The sequence below is a fragment of the Nocardia sp. CA-151230 genome, assembly GCF_050942175.1.
In the GTDB taxonomy this organism is placed as follows: Bacteria; Actinomycetota; Actinomycetes; order Mycobacteriales; family Mycobacteriaceae; genus Nocardia.
Window position 1 is genome coordinate 7,472,213 of sequence record NZ_CP192061.1, and the last position, 18,630, is coordinate 7,490,842.

At 67.5% G+C, this 18,630-nt stretch carries 17 protein-coding genes and 1 tRNA gene; 6 read left to right on the forward strand and 12 right to left on the reverse strand.

Annotation, left to right across the window (positions count from 1 at the left end):
* Window positions 1-423 precede the first annotated feature (423 nt).
* Window positions 424-497: transfer RNA gene (locus ACQP1O_RS35150), tRNA-Met, on the reverse strand.
* A gap of 532 nt (window positions 498-1,029) precedes the next feature.
* Here ACQP1O_RS35150 and ACQP1O_RS35155 point away from each other — a divergent pair.
* Window positions 1,030-1,569, forward strand: a complete 540-nt coding sequence (locus ACQP1O_RS35155) for a transglycosylase family protein (RefSeq protein ID WP_433562661.1) — start codon at window positions 1,030-1,032, stop codon at window positions 1,567-1,569.
* An 88-nt stretch (window positions 1,570-1,657) separates the two neighbouring features.
* On the opposite strand, the gene ACQP1O_RS35160 is transcribed toward ACQP1O_RS35155, so the two are convergent.
* Together ACQP1O_RS35160 and ACQP1O_RS35165 are read right to left on the reverse strand one after the other, a co-directional pair.
* Complete coding sequence (locus ACQP1O_RS35160) at window positions 1,658-2,518, reverse strand: NAD(P)H-binding protein (protein ID WP_433562662.1); 861 nt, start codon at window positions 2,516-2,518, stop codon at window positions 1,658-1,660.
* Between the two features lie 248 nt (window positions 2,519-2,766).
* Entirely contained in the window at window positions 2,767-5,751 is a 2,985-nt protein-coding gene (locus ACQP1O_RS35165; protein WP_433562663.1) for a UPF0182 family protein, read from the reverse strand.
* Between the two features lie 179 nt (window positions 5,752-5,930).
* On the opposite strand from ACQP1O_RS35165, the gene ACQP1O_RS35170 reads away from it, so the two are divergent.
* Window positions 5,931-6,539: a PPA1309 family protein gene (locus ACQP1O_RS35170; protein ID WP_433562664.1), complete on the forward strand. Its 609-nt coding sequence runs from the start codon at window positions 5,931-5,933 to the stop codon at window positions 6,537-6,539.
* Between the two features lie 6 nt (window positions 6,540-6,545).
* Here the strand turns inward: ACQP1O_RS35170 and ACQP1O_RS35175 are convergent, their stop codons facing one another.
* Window positions 6,546-7,571 (reverse strand): YlbL family protein, encoded by a 1,026-nt coding sequence (locus ACQP1O_RS35175; RefSeq protein ID WP_433562665.1) that lies wholly within the window; start codon window positions 7,569-7,571, stop codon window positions 6,546-6,548.
* Between the two features lie 85 nt (window positions 7,572-7,656).
* Here ACQP1O_RS35175 and ACQP1O_RS35180 point away from each other — a divergent pair, with 85 nt between their 5' ends.
* The 3 genes from ACQP1O_RS35180 (at window position 7,657) to ACQP1O_RS35190 (ending at window position 11,474) form a co-directional block, all read left to right on the forward strand.
* Entirely contained in the window at window positions 7,657-9,069 is a 1,413-nt protein-coding gene (locus ACQP1O_RS35180) for a zinc-dependent metalloprotease (protein ID WP_433562666.1), read from the forward strand.
* A 111-nt stretch (window positions 9,070-9,180) separates the two neighbouring features.
* On the forward strand, window positions 9,181-10,041 hold the full coding sequence (locus ACQP1O_RS35185) for a TOMM precursor leader peptide-binding protein (protein WP_433562667.1): 861 nt from the start codon (window positions 9,181-9,183) through the stop codon (window positions 10,039-10,041).
* Between the two features lie 44 nt (window positions 10,042-10,085).
* Window positions 10,086-11,474, forward strand: a complete 1,389-nt coding sequence (locus ACQP1O_RS35190) for an ABC1 kinase family protein (RefSeq protein WP_433562668.1) — start codon at window positions 10,086-10,088, stop codon at window positions 11,472-11,474.
* A gap of 81 nt (window positions 11,475-11,555) precedes the next feature.
* Here the strand turns inward: ACQP1O_RS35190 and ACQP1O_RS35195 are convergent, their stop codons facing one another.
* The 6 genes from ACQP1O_RS35195 to ACQP1O_RS35220 all read right to left on the reverse strand — a co-directional run bounded on the left by ACQP1O_RS35195 (window position 11,556) and on the right by ACQP1O_RS35220 (window position 16,067).
* A complete protein-coding gene (locus ACQP1O_RS35195) occupies window positions 11,556-11,897 on the reverse strand; it encodes a WhiB family transcriptional regulator (RefSeq protein WP_379379392.1) in 342 nt (113 codons plus the stop codon).
* 112 nt (window positions 11,898-12,009) lie between these two features.
* Complete coding sequence (locus ACQP1O_RS35200) at window positions 12,010-12,372, reverse strand: hypothetical protein (protein ID WP_433562669.1); 363 nt, start codon at window positions 12,370-12,372, stop codon at window positions 12,010-12,012.
* Window positions 12,373-12,526: 154 nt separating this feature from the next.
* Window positions 12,527-14,683 carry an ATP-dependent DNA helicase UvrD2 gene (locus ACQP1O_RS35205; protein WP_433567891.1) on the reverse strand — a complete coding sequence of 719 codons (2,157 nt, stop codon included), beginning with the start codon at window positions 14,681-14,683 and terminating at the stop codon, window positions 12,527-12,529.
* 78 nt (window positions 14,684-14,761) lie between these two features.
* Window positions 14,762-15,223, reverse strand: a complete 462-nt coding sequence (locus ACQP1O_RS35210) for a MarR family winged helix-turn-helix transcriptional regulator (RefSeq protein WP_433567892.1) — start codon at window positions 15,221-15,223, stop codon at window positions 14,762-14,764.
* Window positions 15,223-15,648, reverse strand: a complete 426-nt coding sequence (locus ACQP1O_RS35215; protein WP_433562670.1) for an EVE domain-containing protein — start codon at window positions 15,646-15,648, stop codon at window positions 15,223-15,225. Before ACQP1O_RS35215 ends, ACQP1O_RS35210 begins: the two co-directional genes overlap by 1 nt.
* A complete protein-coding gene (locus tag ACQP1O_RS35220) occupies window positions 15,645-16,067 on the reverse strand; it encodes an SRPBCC family protein (RefSeq protein ID WP_364607743.1) in 423 nt (140 codons plus the stop codon). Before ACQP1O_RS35220 ends, ACQP1O_RS35215 begins: the two co-directional genes overlap by 4 nt.
* Before the next feature lie 129 nt (window positions 16,068-16,196).
* Here ACQP1O_RS35220 and ACQP1O_RS35225 point away from each other — a divergent pair, with 129 nt between their 5' ends.
* Entirely contained in the window at window positions 16,197-16,448 is a 252-nt protein-coding gene (locus ACQP1O_RS35225; protein WP_354840418.1) for a mycoredoxin, read from the forward strand.
* Between the two features lie 61 nt (window positions 16,449-16,509).
* On the opposite strand, the gene nudC is transcribed toward ACQP1O_RS35225, so the two are convergent.
* Window positions 16,510-17,430 (reverse strand): NAD(+) diphosphatase, encoded by a 921-nt coding sequence (nudC, locus tag ACQP1O_RS35230; protein ID WP_433562671.1) that lies wholly within the window; start codon window positions 17,428-17,430, stop codon window positions 16,510-16,512.
* 26 nt (window positions 17,431-17,456) lie between these two features.
* Complete coding sequence (locus ACQP1O_RS35235) at window positions 17,457-18,515, reverse strand: potassium channel family protein (protein WP_433562672.1); 1,059 nt, start codon at window positions 18,513-18,515, stop codon at window positions 17,457-17,459.
* Window positions 18,516-18,630: the final 115 nt, after the last annotated feature.

An 18,630-nucleotide genomic window follows, 5' to 3' on the forward strand; every position in this document is an offset into this window, starting at 1 on the left:
GCTTGCTGAGTAATTCGGGAGGTTCACGAACGAACCGCTACGCCACGACGCGTAGCACGGGAAGCGGGCCGCTGGTCATCCCGCTACACGGGTTACCGGGCGGGCCGTTCACTCCGGTCATGAGCACCGGGGCCGCGTTCGGCGCGGGCACCGGCATCCCGTGGACGTAGCTACAGTCCGCCTTCCCGCCGGCGCCTTCGCAATGATCGCCGCCACGGTCGCGGCCGCCATGGTCGTGCGACACCTCGACGGCTACTCCATCTATTCCGCGCGACTCCCGGCCGCCCCGCTCCTGATACCCCGGCGGAGAACCCCGGCTTGGCCTCCCGAGGCGACACCGGGTTGGATGCTCGCCTGGCATGAATGGAGAGCCTCGAATATGCGAAGGGCCCGGAACCTAATGGTTCCGGGCCCTTCGCTTAGTAGCGGGGACAGGATTTGAACCTGCGACCTCTGGGTTATGAGCCCAGCGAGCTACCGAGCTGCTCCACCCCGCGTCGGTGAACACAACATTACACACGGGCCGTGAGATGTACCAAATCGGCTGGTCAAGCCAGGTTTTGAAGCGGTAGGCAGCCAGGGAACGAGGGTGACGGAGCGAACCAGACCGGACGGTTGCCCTTAAAGCGGAGTAATCAGGGTGAAAATCTTCCATTTGAGAGTCTCGCGCACACGTTTGGTTGTTCATTTGAGCATGAAACGTGACTGGGATCACAAATTCTTGGTGAGTTGAATCACATCACGGCTAGATAACAGACCGCTCTGGATTGGCATTTGCAGCATAGCCAGCCTGCATCAACGCCGTTTTTTGGGTCATTCGCTTCATGCAATTCTGGAGTTATCAAGACGTGATCTGCCGAGATTTACTCGTTATCGTCAGTCGCGGCCCGGATCAAACCTGAGATGGGCTCCGACCCGAACCGCTGCACTCCGGAAACCCTGTCCCGCGGTCGGGCACCCCGACTCCTGGGGACAGGGACACGGCGGAGCACTTACGCCGGGCCGGTCGGCACAGGGAGGGAAAACACCATGAAACAGAACCGGAAGATCAACACCCGCGTCCTCGGCTTCGCCGCCGTCACCGGCGCACTTGTTGCCGTCCCGTTCGGCTTCACCGCAACCGCCTCCGCCGCCCCGACCCACGACTGGGACGGCGTCGCCCAGTGCGAGAGCGGCGGCAACTGGGGTATCAACACCGGCAACGGCTACTACGGCGGTCTGCAGTTCTCGCAGAGCACCTGGGCCGCCAATGGCGGCGCCGGCCTCGCCTCCAATGCCAGCAAGGCCGAGCAGATCCGCGTGGCCGAGAACGTGCTGTCCACCCAGGGCGCCGGCGCCTGGCCGGTGTGCGGCCAGTACCTGCGCGCGGGCACCAGCGAGCCCGAGCCCCAGGCCGCCCCGGAGCCCGCTGCCCCGGCTCCCGCCCCCGCCCTCCCGACCGATCGCCAGGCCGTCATCGACCAGGCCAAGAGCGTTGCCGGCGGCCTCGCCGAGCAGTTCGGCGTGCAGGACCAGTACAACCAGGTCCTCCAGTCCAACGCCGCCCTCATCGAATCCTGGGGCAAATAACCCGAATCTCCTTCCCATACCGGAAGAAATGGAAAGGTGCTGCGTCAATGGCGACGCAGCACCTTTCGCTATTCGGAGGCAACAATTCTTATTGTGCGACAGTAAATTCCGCACGATTATCGAGAGCCCATTCCTGAAAGGTTCGCGGTGACCGGCCCGTGACCTCCGCGACCGTCGGGTGCACCACCGACGTGAAGGACTCCAGCGCCGTGGCGCGCAGGGCCATGATGGCCGCGGCCATCTCCGGCTCCACCCCGAAGCACAGCAGATCCGTCCGCGCCCGGTCGGCCGAGATCTCCTCGAATCGCAGTGGGCGGCCGAGGATTTCAGCGAGAGTCTCGGTCTGCTCGCCCGGGGAGAGCGCCTGCGGACCGGTGACCGTGTAGACCTGACCGGCATGGCGCGCCGGGTCGGCGAGCGCCGCGGCAGCGAGGGCGGCGATATCGCGCGGATCCACCACCGCGATGCGGCCCTGGCCGAAAGGTGCACGGACGGTACCGGATTCGCGGATCGAGGGCGCCCAGTGCAGCGCGTTGGACATGAATCCCATGGGACGCACCATGGTCCAGGCGACCCCGCTCGCGCGCACCGCGTCCTCGCCGGAGCGATGCCAGGCGGGAATCGGGTCGGTCGCGGCCGCGTCACCGGCGCGACCCGAGGACAACTTCACGATGTGCTCGACGCCTGCGGCCGCCGCGGACCGAGCGAGATTCGCGTCGTGCGTGGGGATCTCGGGGCCCGCGGTCGACAGGAAGACACGGCGAACACCGGTCAGCGCGGCGGGCAGGCTGTCCGCGTCACCGAGATCGGCGCGCACGACCTCCACGCCGGCGGGCAGTCCGGCAGCCTCGGGGCGGCGGGTGACGGCCCGCACCGGCAGGCCCTCGGCCAGCAGCCGATCGACCACCGCGCGGCCGACAGTGCCGGTGGCTCCGGTCACGAGAAACATGGGTACTCCGTTCGTCGGTGGGTGGCGGGTGTGTCCCGCTCCTTCATCCTGCGAACGCCGCGGAACAGCGGCCAGCCTCTGCCCCTCGACTGCAGATATCTTCCGCGCCAACCTCATCCGCGGTGTTTTCCTCCACATTGGACGCTGGATCGCGGCATTGCCCACGCCCCGCCCATCGATGGGCATCCTGATACGCGAAAGGCGCTGTCACCCAGTGGTGACAGCGCCTTTCGTGGCTAACGGGTCAGTTACCCACCCGTCTTCTCGTAGTTGTTCACGGCGGTCTGCAACTGCTCCAGCGCCTTGCCCAGTTGGCCCAGGTCGCCCGACTTCTGCGCGTCCTGAACCGCCTTCAAGGCGTCGTCGAGCTGTTTGACCGCGGCGTCTCTACCGCCGGACCCGGTGGCCGGGGGTGTCACCGGTGCGGTCGGCGGCGTCGCGCCCTGGGTCGGCGGGGTGGCCGCCTGTCCCGGCTGATCGGTTGCGGCGCTGCCGGTTCCGGGCAGCACCTGGTCGAGCGCTTCCTTCACCGTCGATCCGTAGCCGACCTTGTCGCGGTAGCTGGCCAGCACCTTCACCAGCTGCGGGAAGGACGGCGCGTTGGGCCCGCCGGTATTGCGTTCCAGGTACCAGGGTTCGACGTACAGGATGCCGCCGTCACCGACCGGCAGGGTCAGCAGATTGCCGTATTTGATCTTGTTGACATTGCCACCGGTCAGCAGGTTCCGGTCTCGGGACACTTGATCGGCCGTCGTCATGGACGTCTGCGTCTGGCCCGGGCCCGGCGTCTGTGAATCCGGGGGCAGCTTCAGAACGGTGATCTTGCCGTAGTTGTCGGGATCCGAGTGCGCCTGGATGTAGGCGGACAGGAAGTTCCGCTTGTAACCCACCATCACACTGGTCAGATTGAACTGCGACTTGCCGGTCTTCGTATCACCGAGCAGGACGTAATACGGCGGTTGATGCGCCCCGCTCGCCGCACCCTCCTGGGTCGGATCATTGGGCACCGACCAGAAGGCGTTGTTGGTGAAGAACTCTCGCGGATCGTCCACGTGATACTTCGCCAGCATCTCGCGCTGCACCTTGAACAGGTCCTCCGGGTAGCGGAAGTGCGCGCGCAGCTCGTCGGAGATGGCGCTCTCCGGCTTCACAGCGTTCGGGAACACGCCCATCCACGCCTTCAGCACCGGATCGGTCTTGTCCACCTCGTACAGGCTGACGGTGCCGTCGTACGCATCGACGGTGGCCTTCACCGAGTTCCGGATGTAGGAGACCTCCTTGCGGGGTAGTAGACGCCCCGTGGTCTGGTCGATGGAGTCCTCGACGACGCCGTCCAGCGAGGTCTTCTGCGCGTACGGGTAGTTGTCGAGGGTGGTGTAGGCGTCCACGATCCAGACGATGCGGCCCTTCACCACGGCCGGATACGCATCGCCGTCGGCGGTCAGCCACGGCGCCACCTGGGTGACGCGGTCGCGCGGATTGCGATTGAAGATGATCTTCGAATCCGGTCCGATGGCGCCCGAGAACAGGATGTTGCGCTCGGCGTACTTGGCCGCGAAGGCCAGCCGGTTGAACCAGTTGCCGAGCGGCACGCCGCCCGCGCCGTCGTAGGTGAACTGGTCGGTGGGGGTGTCGTATTCGCGCTTGGGCTGGTTGTTGCTGCCCACGATCGCGTAGTCGGCGTCCGACTTGGCGATCAGCTCGCCGTAGTAGATGCGCGGCTGATCGACCGGGATGGCCTGCTCTTCCTTGGGCGTGAACAGGTCGCTGACCGTCTTCTTGTCGCCGACATTGAACACCGGATAGCCGTACCCGCCACCGGAATCACTGCCCGCGGACTGACCGGCCTGCTGGGATTCCTTGGGCGGAGCCGCGTTCACCTTGTTGGCGGGCGAGGCCACGAAGCCGTTGCCGTGCGTGTACACGGTGTGCTTGTTGATCCAGTCGGTCTGGTTACCGGACAGGTTCTGCGGCTGCAGCTCACGCGCGGCCACGATGTAATCGCCCATCTCACCGTTGATGGTGTAACGGTCGATGTCCAGCGGATCCGGGAAGCCGTAGAAGTTCTGCAGCTGCAGATTGCGCTGAATGAACGTCTGGGTCAGCAGGTTCGGGTCCAGCAGCCGGATGTTCTTGATGGTCTGCTGGTCGGCGGGCACGGTGACCGGGTCCTTGGTCGCCTCGCCCTTGTAGTCGACGTACTGGACCTTGTCCTGGGTGAGCCCGTAGGCCTGGCGGGTGGCCTCGATATTGCGCTCGATGTAGGCCTGTTCCTTGGTGGCCGCGTTCGGGCGCACCGAGAACTGCTCCACCAGCAGCGGCCATACCGCGCCCACCAGCACCGAGGACAGCACCAGCAGCGCCGCCGCCATGGCCGGAATCCGCAAGTCGCGCAGCACGACTCCGGCGAAGAAGGCGATGGCGCAGATGACCGCGATGGACAGCAGGATCAGCTTGGCCGGCAGCACCGCGTTGATATCGGTGTAGGAGCCACCGGTGAAGGTCGGCTCCTTGCGGGTGCTCGACAGCAGCGCGTAGCGGTCCAGCCAGTACGCGACCGCCTTGAGCAGCACGAAGAGTCCGGCCAGGATGGCCAGCTGCACGCGCGCCGAGGTGCTCAGCGTGCCCTCGCGGCCGGACAGCCGCAGCCCGCCGAAGACATAGTGCGCCACCAGGTTCGCGAAGAAGGCGATGACCACGGAGACGAACAGCCAGTTCAGCACCATCCGATAGAACGGCAGATCGAAGGCGTAGAAACCGACGTCCAGATGGAACTGCGGATCCTTGACCCCGAAGGAGCTGCCGTGCAGGAACAGCTGCACCGTCACCCAGCTCGACTGCGCCACCAGACCCGACAGCACGCCGATGAGCACCGGGATGCCGGTCCCGAAAAGGCGCAGCCGGCTCATCACCGTGGTCCGGTAGCGGGCGATCGGGTCGCCGGGTCCGTTCATCGGCACGAACACCGGACGCGACCGGTACGCGAGCAGCAGCGCCAGCCAGATGATGACGGCCACGACCACCGCGACCACCAGGAACAACAGGATCCGGGTGAACAGCACGGTGGTGTAGACGTTGCGGAATCCGACCTCCCCGAACCACAACCAGTTGGTGTAGGCGTCGGTGAGCCGGGGCCCGACCAGTAACAGGGCGGCCAGCACCAGCGCCGCGACGAGCAGAATGCGGCTGCGTCGCGACAGCGAAGGTAAGCCGGTCGGGGGGCGCATGCCCACGATGCCACTCTCCCAGGTCCGGCGACGCCCCGGCCGGGATACCGGCACGCAGCGTCGCAGTCCGATGATGCGAGTTGGTCCCAGGGGACCGTTCGCGCCCCACTCTACGTAAAACGCCCGCCGCGCGGCCGAACACCTGCCGCGTGAGCCGGACACGGGCGGGATGCGAGGATTGCCGGGTGAATCCTGAGCAGTGGGCGGCCTCGGCCCTGTACCGGTGTATCCGGGAAGTCGCGGAATATGTCGACGGCGAGGGCTGGGACCGGCCGCCGCAGATGTTCGCCCTGGTACGGACCGCGGACCTGGTCGCCGCCGAACCCGCGCTGCTGGATCAGCTGGACGAGCAGGACGCCCTGACTCCCATTGCACAGGAGCCTTTCCCGGAGGACATCGCGGGCGAGGCCGACGCCATGGCCCTCGACGAGTTCCTCGCCACCACCAGCTGGCCGCCGTCGGTCGAGGGCTGTGTACTGGTACAGCAGATCGTGGTACTGCCGCCGGCCGCCGAGCAGACCCTCGACGATGCCATCGCGCCCCTGCTCGCCGACCGCGACGCCGCCGACCAGGCCGCCCGCCGCGCGGCCATGACCCACGCCGAGCGCCGCGACGCCCGTCTGTTCGTCGGCGTCCTGCGCGATGGCACCTCGCTGTCGCTGCTGCAGGTCCGCCCCAGCGAGGAGGACGAGGATCCCTTCGGCGACCTCGATCTGCGCACCGCCCCCAACCTCGCCCCGAATCTCGTCGAAGCCCTGCGCCACACGCTGGAGAACGATCCCGACGACTTCTGAACGAGGTCAGCCGCAGCTGGTGACTTCCTTGCCCGCGTTGATGTCCTCGAGCGATTGGACTGCGCCGGACAGGTTTTCGACCTTGACCAGGCGCAGGCCCGCGGGCGTGCGCTGAGCGGCCTCGTTGCAGTTGGCGGCGGGAACCATGAACGTCTCGGCGCCGGCGTCGCGGGCGGCGATCATCTTGTACTGGATGCCACCGATCGGGCCGACCTTGCCGTCGGGGTCGATGGTGCCGGTACCCGCGACGAACTTGCCGCCGGACAGGTCACCGGTGGTGAGCTTGTCGATGAGGGCCAGGGTGAACATGAGGCCCGCCGACGGGCCGCCGATCTCGCCGAGGTTGAAGTCGACCTTGATCGGGCCCTTGTTGATCTCGTCGGGAGTGATGCCGAGGTAGCCCTTGCCGGAATCGTCGGGGCGCGCGCCCAGGGTGATCTCGGCGGTCTGCTCGACGCCGTCGCGGCGGACCACCACGGGGATGGTGGTGCCGGGCTTGGCCGAGGAGACCGCGGTCACAACGTCTTTGGTGGTGGAGATCGGCTTACCGTCGATGCTGACGATCTCGTCGCCCTTCTTCAGCATGTCCTTGGCCGGGCCGTCGTCGGCGACATTCGCCAGCTGCACCGCGGTCGGCAGCTTCAGATAGTTGAGGGCCGCCAATTCCGCGGAGTCCTCGGAATCCTTGAACTGCTGCTGATTGGATTTGTCGACATCATCACGCGATTGTCCCGGCGGATAGACCTCCGCACGCGGCACCAAACCGTGCTGGCCGTCGATCCACAAGCCGATCGCCTCGAAAATATTCAGCCGATCGCGAACGGAGACGGTCGTCATATTGAGATTGCCGGACACCGGTTTCACCGGCGCGCCCCGCACATCGACCACCTGTTTTCCGTCGACTTCGCCCAGCGTATTGAAGGTCGGCCCTGGTCCGAGCGCCACGAACGGAACGGTGACGACACTGCCCAGTATGCCCAGCGCCAGAATCGGGATCAGAGCGGCGAGCAAGGTGAATATCCGACGGTTCACGCGGCCAAGGGTACTGGTCATCGAGGCCATTGCCGCGCTCCGCTCGGCGGTTCGCGTCGTCCACGGCTCCAGTACCGTAGTGGGTATGAGTGATTTTCCGTTCGGATTCTCGAATCGCGACGACGATCCGGAGCGCAAGCCCGGTGACCAGTCCAGCGGTTCTGGTGCGAACAACCCGTTCGGATTTGCCATGGGCGGTCCGGGCGGCGGCGGATTCGATCCCTCGCAACTCGGTCAGATGCTGACGCAGCTGGGTGCCATGTTCTCGAGCATGGGACAGCCGGGCACGCAGACCGGTCCGGTCAATTACGACATCGCCAAGCGGCTGGCCCGCCAGCAGCTCGGGTCCAGTGTCCCGCCCGTCTCGTCCGGCGCGCAGAGCGCGGTCGCCGACGCGGCGCACCTGGCGGAGCTGTGGCTCGACGCCGTCACCACCTTCCCCGCGGGCGCGACCAAGACCGTCGCGTGGACCGCCAACGACTGGATCGAAGAGACGCTGCCCACCTGGAAACGGCTGTGTGATCCGGTGGCCGAACAGGTTTCGGGCATGTGGACGGCCACACTCCCGACCGAGGCCAGGGAATTCGCGGCGCCGATGTTCGGAATGCTCGGCCAGATGGGCGGACTCGCGTTCGGGTCGCAGCTGGGCCAGGCCCTGGGCCAGCTCGCCAGGGAGGTGCTGACCTCCACCGACATCGGCCTGCCGCTGGGTCCCGACGGCACCGCGGCGCTGCTGCCCGCGGCCATCTCGGAATTCAGCGCCGGGCTCGAGCAGCCGGAGAGCGAGATCCTGGTCTACCTGGCCGCCCGCGAGGCCGCGCACCAGCGACTGTTCGCGCATGTGCCGTGGCTGCGCCAGCAGGTGCTGGGCGCGGTGGAGGACTACGCGCGCGGCATCAAGATGGACTTCTCGGCCATCGAGCAGGCCGCCCAGAACCTGGATCCCATGACGCTGGCGCAGGATCCGTCGAAGCTGGAAGAGCTGCTGTCGCAGGGCACGTTCGAACCGCAGACCACCCCCGAGCAGAAGGCCGCGCTGGAGCGGCTGGAGACGCTGCTGGCCCTCATCGAGGGCTGGGTGGAGACCGTGGTCACCGACGCCGTGGGCGATCGGCTGCCCGGTGCGGGCGCCCTGGCCGAGACGCTGCGCCGACGCCGCGCCACCGGCGGGCCGGCCGAGCAGACCTTCGCGACCCTCGTCGGCCTGGAGCTGCGGCCACGCAAGGTGCGCGAGGCCGCGGCGCTGTGGCGGCGGCTGACCACCGACGTCGGGCTGGAGAAGCGCGACGGCGTGTGGGCGCACCCGGACCTGCTGCCCGACTCCTCCGACCTGGACGCCCCGACGGGCTTCGTCGATTCGGTGCTGGGCGGCGGCGCGGCGGTGTTCGACGATCCGCTGGCGCAGCTGGCCGAGACGGAGGCGCGGGAGCGCGCCGAAAAGGAAGGCAAGGGCGAGGATTCCACCGGCGACAAGCCCGAAGGCGACGCCACCGCCTGACCTGTGGATGGGCGCAAGGCCCCGACCTGAGTTGTGGATAACCCGGGAAAGCGCTGATGAACAAGCGTTTTCGCGGGTTTCCGCGTTTCCGGGAGCATGCACGCTGATGGCATGACGACTGTGCTGCCGACCCGTGGACCGATGCTCCATCCCCGAATCTCCGTGCTGGTGCGCCCGAATGGCGCGGTCCAGCTCGGCTGGGATCCCGAGCACGCGGTCATCCTGCAACCGCCGGGGCCGATCGAGGCGGTGCCCGCGCTGCTGCGGCTACTGGACGGGTCCCGCACCGAGGCCGAGATTCTCTGGCAGGCCAGGGAATTGGGATTCGGGACCGATATCGCACAGTCGCTGCTCGAGCAGATGGCGGCCGCGGAGCTACTGGCCGCGGATGAGCCGCGGGCACGGTTGCGGAAGGTGCGGGTCCACGGCCGCGGACCGCTGGCGGACGCACTGCTGGAGGGCCTGCGCCGAATCGGGCTGCGGGCCAAGCACTCCCACGCCGGCTACGGAGAGCCGGATATCGAGAGTCTCGAGGCGGAACGGCCGGATCTGCTCGTACTGTCCGACACCCTGGTCCCGGATCCGGCCCTGGTGGCCGCGCTCATGCGCCGCCGCATTCCCCATCTGCAGGTCCGTATCCGCGATGGGCGCGGGATCGTCGGCCCGCTGGTGCTGCCGGGCGAAACCGGTTGTCTGCGTTGCGCGGACCTGTACCGCGCCGAGTCCGAACCGGCGTGGCCGCAACTGGCGGCGCAGCTGCTGGGGCGGGTCGGGTACGCGTCCCCGGCGGGGGTGGCCATGACCGCGGCCCTGGCGCTGAAGGAGATCGAGACCGTGTCCTTCGGCCGGGCGGAGCGCCCACCGGCCACGCTGCATGCCACGCTCGAATTGGATCCGGAGATTCCGCACCTGGATCGGCGTCCATGGCCTGTCCATCCGAACTGCGGTTGCCATGAAAGCGCGGTGGTGTGATGGAAACCACTATTGCCGCTAACCCGGAAGAACACCCCAATCCCATGGCGGACCGTCTGGGACATCGGCATGATGGGAACGTGTCAGAGATTGTGAGCAAGCGCTCTTCCCGCAATGCCAAGCTGGCCAAGATTCCACTCGGCATCGCAGGGCGGGCGGCCGTGGGTTTCGGCCGCAAACTTGCCGGGGGAGACAAGCAGGAGATCAACGCCGAGCTGAATCAGAAGGCCGCCGAACAGCTCTTCGCCGTCCTCGGTGAGCTCAAGGGCGGCGCCATGAAGTTCGGTCAGGCGCTGTCGGTGATGGAGGCCGCCGTTCCGGAGGAGTTCGGCGAGCACTATCGCGAGGCGCTCACCAAGCTGCAGGCCGCCGCGCCGCCCATGCCGGCCGCGGCCGTGCACCGGCAGCTGGACCAGCAGCTGGGAACCGGCTGGCGGCAGCGCTTCAAGGAATTCGACGACGCGCCCACCGCCTCGGCCAGCATCGGCCAGGTGCACAAGGCGATCTGGTCCGACGGCCGGGTGGTCGCGGTCAAGGTGCAGTACCCGGGCGCCGACGAGGCGCTGCGCGCCGATCTCAAGACGCTCAACCGGATGGCGGGCATGATGGGCGCGCTCATTCCGGGCGCGGATATCAAGCCGATCCTCGCCGAGATCAGTGAGCGCACCGAGGAGGAGCTGGACTACCGGATCGAGGCCGGGCATCAGCGCCAGTTCGCCCGGGCCTACGACGGGCACCCGCGCTTCCTGGTGCCGAAGGTGGTGGCCAGCGCGCCGAAGGTGATCGTCACCGAGTGGCTGGACAATGCCACCCCGGTCTCGACGATCATTCAGCGCGGCATGACCGACCCGGCCGGCACGGTCGACCTGCGTAATCGGACGGCCTCGCTGATGGGCGAATTCCATTTCAGCTCACCGTCGATCGCGGGCCTGCTGCACGCCGATCCGCATCCGGGCAACTTCATGGTGCTCGAGGACGGCCGCCTCGCGGTCATCGACTACGGCGCCTGCGCTCCCCTGCCCAATGGCTTCCCCAAGATCCTGGGCCAGATGGTGGCGCTCGAGGTCCAGCAGCGCTACGACGAACTGACGGCGCTGCTGCACGACAACGGCTGGGTCATCCCGGGCAAGACCGTGAGCATCCAGGAGATCCAGGACTACCTGCGCCCCTTCAGCGACCCCATCAAAACCGAAACCTTCCACTTCACCCGCCGGTGGATGCAGCGCGTGGCGGGCAAGGCCACCGACATCTCCAATGCCGAGATGATGAAAACCGCTCGCTCCCTGCAACTCCCGGCGGAACACGTGATGATCTTCCGAGTCCTCGGCGGCTCGGTTGGGATCTGCGCCCAGCTCGACGCCGAAATCCCCTTCATGAAGCTCATGAACGACTGGGTCCCCGGCTACATCGAGACCCTTCGCGCCGCGAGCTGAATTCCCCTGCGACGCAAAACGACCCGCCTACCGTCTGGTAAGCGGGTCGTATGCGTTCTACTCCCCCGGAAGCCGGGGCGGTCATGCCACCGCGACCTTGCGCGGGCGGCCACGCGGGCGCTTGCGGGCGATCACGACACCCTGGTCGAAGATCTCACCGCCCCAGACACCCCAGGGCTCACCGCGATCCAGTGCGGCCGACAGGCAGCCCTGACGGATCGGGCAGGACGCGCACAGCGCCTTCGCCTCTTCCAGCTGGGCGGGGGCCTCGGCGAACCAGAGGTCCGGGTTGCCGACTCGGCAGGGCAGGGTGATGGTGACTCCCCGGCGGGTGCGGGTAGTCGTGTTGGCCACGGTGTTGCGGCATGTCACTCGTTCACGGATGACCGTGGTGGACACGTCGGGCTCCTTCAGCTCGTGCATCGGTCGTTCGGTGTTTCGCGAAACCGGTGCCGGTGGCTGCAGGGCCGATAAAACTATGGCCACGGTTTCGCGGGGTTCGCGATCCGTGGCCAGGAGGTCTGGGAGTGATTCCCTACCTGAGTCGACTTCGGTGTCGACTCCTGATCACGGTCGCTGGGTCGGTAGTGCGGGGACGGGCTGCCAGCAGATGCACCGGACGCTCGGTTCCGGTTGCGACTGCGAGGGTTTCGACGGCCGCGTACACGGCAGCCGGGTGCCAGTCACCCTTGGGCTTGTCCTGCTTGATCACGATCTGCTGATCCGCTTGGGCTTTGCTTGCAAAGACCTGAAGACCAAGATCGCCATTCATGCCGGACATACGAATCCCCTTGGGCGCGAGGATCCCCCGGGAGACGGACGCGACGGAAATGACACGTGCCGTCGCCAAACGGCCGGCGATGCTGCCGGTCGAAACGAAGCTCGAAATGTTGTTCATCGGTCTGCCTCCCTCCTTCACTCGTATGCGATCAGTGCTTGGAACACGCGGGTTCTTCCCCGGTGCGTGAGAACCACACTAGGTACCTATACGAATGCGCACAACCTATTTTTGACCTGCGGTTTTAGGGGCTTGCACACATTCTTCGCACGGACTAGGAAGAGTCCCGTAGTCGCGACCGGACGATCGCGAGGACATCCGCGCCGTATGTGCGCAGTTTTTTGGCCCCGATGCCGGGGATCGCGACCAAGGCTCGGTCGTCGGCCGGGCGCTGTTCGGCGATGGCGGTCAGGGTCGTATCGCTGAACACCACAAAATGTGGCAGTGACAGCTCCTCGGCCTTCTCGCGGCGCCATTCCTTCAGTGCTTCCAGCAGTTCCGGGTCGATGTCGGCGGGGCAGCGGGAGCAGCGGCCGAGCATGGTGGCCTGCGTATTCAGCAGCGGCCGACCGCAGATGCGGCAGGTCGGGTGGATGCGCTTGGGACCGTTGGGACGTTCGGTGGTGTGGGCGGCGATGCGCGAGGCCGGAGAGTCGTCGGGGACCAGGCCGATGAGGAAGCGGGAACGGCGGCGCACCTTGCGGCCGCCCGCGGAACGGGCCAGGGCCCAGGACAATTGGAGGTGCTCCCGGGCGCGCGTGACGCCGACGTAGAGCAGACGACGTTCCTCCTCGAGGGCGGCCTCGTCGGAAACCGTTGCGTCCGGGCCGAGTACATGCTGGATGGGCAGGGTGCCGTCGGCCAGGCCGACCAGGAAGACGGCGTCCCACTCCAGGCCCTTGGCGGCGTGCAGCGAGGCCAGGGTGACGCCCTGCACGGTCGGAGGGTGCCGGGCCTCGGCGCGGGCGGCCAGCTCGCGCAGCAGGCCGGTCAGTTCCAGGTCCGGATCCTGTTCGGCGAGTTCCTCGGTGAGCTGGACCAGCGCCATCAGCGAGGACCAGCGTTCGCGGGCCTGGGCGCCGACCGGCTCCTCCTTGGTGAGCCCGACCTGGGCCAGCGCCGCGCGCACCAGGGTGACCAGCTGCTCGCCGCGGGCGTCGGGCAGGTCGTCGCGATTGGCGGCCGTGCGCAGCGCCGACACCGCCTGCCGCACCTCGGGCCGATGGAAGAAGCCCTCGCCGCCGCGCACCTGATACGGGATGCCCGCCTCGGTGAGGGCCTGCTCGTAGACCTCCGATTGCGCGTTGATGCGGTAGAGGATCGCGATTTCCGCTGCGGGAACACCGTTTCCGAGCAGTTTGGCGACGGCCTTGGCGACGGCGGCAGCCTCGGCGGGCTCGTCGTCGAATTCGGCGAAGGTCGGTTCCGGGCCGTCGGCGCGCTGGCCGATGAGCTGCAGCCGGGTGCCCGCGATGCGGCCACGGGCCGCACCGATCACCCGGTTGGCCAGCGACACCACCTGCGGGGTGGAGCGAAAGTCGCGTTCCAGACGGACGACGGTGGCGTCGGGGAAGCGGCGGGAGAAGTCGAGCAGATAGGCCGGGCTGGCTCCGGTGAAGGAGTAGATGGTCTGGTTGGCGTCGCCGACCACCGTCAGGTCGTCGCGATCGCCGAGCCAGGCGTCGAGCACCCGCTGCTGCAGCGGGGTGACGTCCTGGTACTCGTCCACCACGAAACACCGGTAGCGGCCGCGGAACTCCTCGGCCACGGACGAATAGTCCTCGAGCGCGGCCGCGGTGTGCAGCAGCAGATCGTCGAAATCGAGCAGTAGCCCATCGGGGGTGTTCTTCAGGGCCTCGTAGTAGGTGTAGACCGCCGAGACCTTCTTCGCCTCGTAGGGCACATCGCGGTGGCGGCGGGCCGCCTCACCCGCATAGTCCTCGGGCGCGACGAGCGAGCCCTTGGCCCATTCGATCTCACCGATCAGGTCGCGCAGGCTATCGGTGTCGGTGGGCAGCCCGGCCCGGCCGGCGGCCTGGGCCACGATGGGGAACTTGCCGTCGATCAGCCGCCACGGCACCTCGCCGACGACCTGCGGCCAGAAGTATTTGAGCTGCCGCAGGGCCGCGGCATGGAAGGTCCGCGCCTGGACCTGCCCGGCCTCACCGCTCAAACCCAGTGCCCGCAGCCGATTCCGCAGCTCCCCCGCCGCGCGGGCGGTGAAGGTCACCGACAGCACCTGGTCGGCGCGCACATGCCCGGCCGAGACCAGGTGCGCGATGCGATGGGTGATGGTGCGCGTCTTGCCGGTGCCCGCGCCCGCCAGCACGCAGACCGGTCCCCGGGGTGCGCGCACGGCCGCGGCCTGCTCGGCATCGAGGTCGTCGAGCCGGAGCTGGGCCTGGGTGGTCGCGGCAGTCACGCGCTCCATCATGACAGTGCCCTCCGACAGGTGTGGTGGCCCTCGGCGTGGCGCTGGTGCTGTGGCCGCTGCTGTGGGAGAGCTGGACTAGCCGCGGTCGCGAAGCCGGCGCAATGCCGCGGTGAACCGGGGGGTGCGGTCGCCGAGGGGGGCGAAGAAGTCGCGGTCGCAGGTTTCGACGGCGCCGATGGCCCGATTGACCAGAGCCGCACCGGATTCGGTGGCAACGAGGGATTTGGCGCGGCGGTCGGTGGGGTGGTCGCGCCGTTCCAGCAGGCCCTTCTGTTCCAGGGTGCGCAGCACCTGGGAGGTCATCATGGGGTCCGTGGCGGCGTGGTCGGCGAGGTCGCGCTGGGTGACGGGATCGCCGCCCGACCCGCCGGTGAGCCAGGTCAGGGAGGCGAGCAGGACGAATTGGACGTGAGTCAGGTCGAAGGGGGCCAGTGCCGCGCGTTGCGCGGCCTGCCAGCGGTTGGTCACCTGCCAGAGCAAGAGACCGGGACTTTCGTCGGCGTGCTCGAATTCGGTGCGCAGTCCGTCATTCGCCATCACTGCCCGACCATAGCGCGGGAAATGAGGTCGAAATCATGGGCGGTGAGCTCGACCAGGCCGCGGCGCAGCACGATCCCCCAGTTGGGGACGCTGGTCAGGTCGAGCTCGGTGCGCAGGTCGTCGATGGGGACCTGGCGGGCCGCGCGGTCGTAGTCGACCGCGCGCCGCCAGGGGCGGAAGCAGCCGCCCTGTTCCTCGACCTGCCAGGCCGGGCCATCGGCGACGGTGCCGATGGCGGTGAAGGATTTGATCGGTTCGCCCTCGCGCATACCGGTGCGGGGCGAGTAGTAGACCAGTCCGTCCCCGGCCTTCATGCGTTCCACGGCCGCGCGCTTGCCGTGATTGGCCTGCGCGAAGCCGAGTTCCACACCCCGGCGGACATGATCGCGGGAGACGACGGCGAGCCAGTACCTGGTACTCATACCAGCACCGCCTCGGCGGCCGCGACCAGCGCCTCGACATCGCCCTGCAGGGACTTGGCGAGATTGCCGCCCATGATCTTGTTCCAGAGGCCGCGCAGCGGGCCCTCCATGGTGATGCGGACCTTCACGGTGGTGCGCTCACCGTCGGTGGTGACCTCGTGGGCGAAGATCAGCCGCGCGCCGATCAGCTTGGACGAGTCGATGAATTCGGTGTCGGTGAGCTTGGTGACGACGAACTTGGTCTTGGGGCCGCCCTTGGGCTTGAGGGTGCCGGTCGCGCCCTGCTGGAAGGGGCCGTCGAGGGTGACCCACTCGGTGTCCTGGTTCCACTCGGGCCAGGTGGCCATGTCGGCCCACTTGGTGAAGAAGGCGGCGGGGGTGGCGGTCGAGGTGGCGGAGGCTTCAGCGATGAACGTCATGCAATTAGTATGCGCGCTTAGTACTTCTGCGTCAACCCCTGATCTTCGATCGGTTCGGAACAGGGTCGATCGACTCACAACCGACCCTGCGCGGGGAACACGATCAGCGGCGAGTATGTTGCACCGACCGTGACTGCTACCGATCTGACCATGTACTCGACGACCTGGTGCGGCTACTGCCGTCGCCTCAAGAAGCAGCTCGACGAGGCCGGCATCACCTACGAGGTGATCGACATCGAGGACCACCCCGATGCCGCCGAATTCGTGGGCAGTGTGAACAACGGCAATCACGTTGTGCCGACCGTGAAGTACCGCGACGGCTCGACGGCCACCAACCCCACCCTGGTACAGGTGAAAGAGGCCCTGGCCGCCATCGGCTAGCCCCGGGGATGAAAGAAAGAAGCCGCACACCAGCAGGTGTGCGGCTTCTTGTTGTGCCCGATCAGCTTTCGGCGGCCCAGGATTCGACAATGGTCCGGGCGATCGAAATCGACCCCGGCAGTAGCAGTTTCGCCTCGCCGGCGGTGCCCCCGGTGGGCGATCCCCACGCACCCGCGGCCAGCGCGGCCCGCACCTCGTCGCGGGTGAACCAGTAGGCCTCGGCGATCTCGCCGTCGTGGAAGGCCAGCGGCTGGTCCGGGTCGGCGACGGCGGCGAAGCCGAGCATGAGCGAGCGCGGGAAGGGCCAGGGCTGGCTGCCCAGGTAGCGGATCTCGCGGACGTCGACACCGACCTCCTCCTTGATCTCGCGTTCGACGCAGCGTTCCAGGGACTCCCCCGCCTCCACGAAACCGGCCAGCAGTGAGAACAATCCCTGCGGCCAGGTGTGCTGGCGAGCGAGCAGCACGCGGTCGCCGCCGTCGTGGATGAGGCAGATGACCGCCGGGTCGGTACGCGGGAAATCCTCGTGCCCGGTTTCGCTGATGCGCGACCAGCCGCCGTTGGCAGCTGTGGTCGGGGTGCCGTCGACGGCGCTGAAGGCCGCCTTGTCGTGCCAATTCAGCAGGGCGATGGCGGTGGAGAGCAGGCCGGTGCCGAAATCGTCGAGGTCCAGGGTGGAACCGTAGGCACGCAGGTCGGCCAGCGTGCCCTCGATGGTGTTGTCGCGCACGGCCCACAGGTGGGTGCCGTCGTCCACGCCGAGGAAGACGGCCTCGGGCGCGCGTTCGGGGGCGAGGGTGAGTGCGGGCTCGAGCACCACGGTCCCGTTGTCGACGCGGACCTGGCCGCGCTTGTTCATTCGCAGGAGCTTGGCCTGGGCCCAGCCCTCTTTGAGGGCCTGTTCGTCGGAGCGGAGGTCTTCGGCTCGATCGAGTGAGGTACGGGACAGCACCGGAACGGCATTCAGCTGGAAACCTGACACACCCCGAGACTAGACGGGCGTGATCGTCAGGCGTGGACGCGGCGCAGATAGAGGAGCTTGTCCCCGGTTTCGAGGGCGTCGGTCTCGGGATCGCCGACGCGGATGAGGCGGCCGTCGCGGACCACGCCCAGCACGATGTCGCGCAGGTGACGCGGGGAGCCGCCGATCTCCTCGGTCTCCACGTCGCGTTCGGCGATGGCGAAGCCGGCCTCGGGGGTGAGCAGGTCCTCGATCATGTCGACCACGGCCGGGGTGGTGGTGGCGATGCCGAGCAGGCGGCCGGCGGTCTCGGAGGACACCACCACCGAGTCGGCGCCGGACTGACGCAGCAGGTGGGTGTTCTCGGCCTCGCGCACGGCCGCGGAAATCTTTGCCCTGGGATTGATTTCGCGGGCGGTGAGGGTGACCAGGACGGCGGTGTCGTCGCGATTGGCGGCCACCACGACGGCCGCGGCGTGCTGAACTCCGGCCAGCCGCAACACATCCGACTTGGTGGCCGAGCCGTGCACCGTCACCAGTCCGGCATTGGCGGCGAATTCGAGCACCTGCGGGTCGGTGTCGACCACCACGATGTCGCCGGCCTGCGCGCCGTCGGCCAGCATGGCGTCCACTGCGGTGCGGCCCTTGGTGCCGTAGCCGACTACCACGGTGTGATTACGCACGGTGCGCCTCCATCGCTGAATCTTGAACGCCTGCCGGGACCGCTCGGTGAGCACCGCCAGGGTGGTGCCGACAAGGACGATGAGGAACAGGATCCGCAGCGGCGTGACAATGAGAATATTGATGAGCCGCGCGGTGGGAGTGACAGGTGTGATGTCGCCGTAGCCGGTGGTCGACAGCGACACCGTGGCGTAGTAGGCGCAGTCCAGCAGGCCCATCCGGTCGCGGGCGTTGTCGTGGTAGCCGTCGCGTCCGATGTACACCACCAGGGTGGCCCCCACCAGCAGCAGCATCGCCAGGCCCAGCCGTCGCACCAGCGAGTACCAGGGACTGGACTGGGCGGAGGGGACCCGCAGGACGCCGACCAGCGCGAAGTCGGGCCGCTCGGTGAGACCGGCCAGTCCGCGCGAGGAGTCACCGAACACGTGAATCACCGGTCATTTCGGGCACTTCTGGCTGCGGCACAGGTCCGGAGCGTACCGGGCGAAACGGCATGCGGCGGTGTCGGCGGGCGCGCGTCGCGAAGTCGGGCGGCGGTCC

Coding starts and splice junctions, on each gene's coding strand:
- ACQP1O_RS35155 (WP_433562661.1), top strand. CDS start 1,030: ATGAAACAGAACCGGAAGATCAACACCCGCGTCCTCGGCTTCGCCGCC.
- ACQP1O_RS35160 (WP_433562662.1), bottom strand. CDS start 2,518: ATGTTTCTCGTGACCGGAGCCACCGGCACTGTCGGCCGCGCGGTGGTC.
- ACQP1O_RS35180 (WP_433562666.1), top strand. CDS start 7,657: ATGAGTGATTTTCCGTTCGGATTCTCGAATCGCGACGACGATCCGGAG.
- ACQP1O_RS35185 (WP_433562667.1), top strand. CDS start 9,181: ATGACGACTGTGCTGCCGACCCGTGGACCGATGCTCCATCCCCGAATC.
- ACQP1O_RS35190 (WP_433562668.1), top strand. CDS start 10,086: ATGGCGGACCGTCTGGGACATCGGCATGATGGGAACGTGTCAGAGATT.
- ACQP1O_RS35195 (WP_379379392.1), bottom strand. CDS start 11,897: ATGCACGAGCTGAAGGAGCCCGACGTGTCCACCACGGTCATCCGTGAA.
- ACQP1O_RS35200 (WP_433562669.1), bottom strand. CDS start 12,372: ATGAACAACATTTCGAGCTTCGTTTCGACCGGCAGCATCGCCGGCCGT.
- ACQP1O_RS35205 (WP_433567891.1), bottom strand. CDS start 14,683: ATGGAGCGCGTGACTGCCGCGACCACCCAGGCCCAGCTCCGGCTCGAC.
- ACQP1O_RS35210 (WP_433567892.1), bottom strand. CDS start 15,223: ATGGCGAATGACGGACTGCGCACCGAATTCGAGCACGCCGACGAAAGT.
- ACQP1O_RS35215 (WP_433562670.1), bottom strand. CDS start 15,648: ATGAGTACCAGGTACTGGCTCGCCGTCGTCTCCCGCGATCATGTCCGC.
- ACQP1O_RS35220 (WP_364607743.1), bottom strand. CDS start 16,067: ATGACGTTCATCGCTGAAGCCTCCGCCACCTCGACCGCCACCCCCGCC.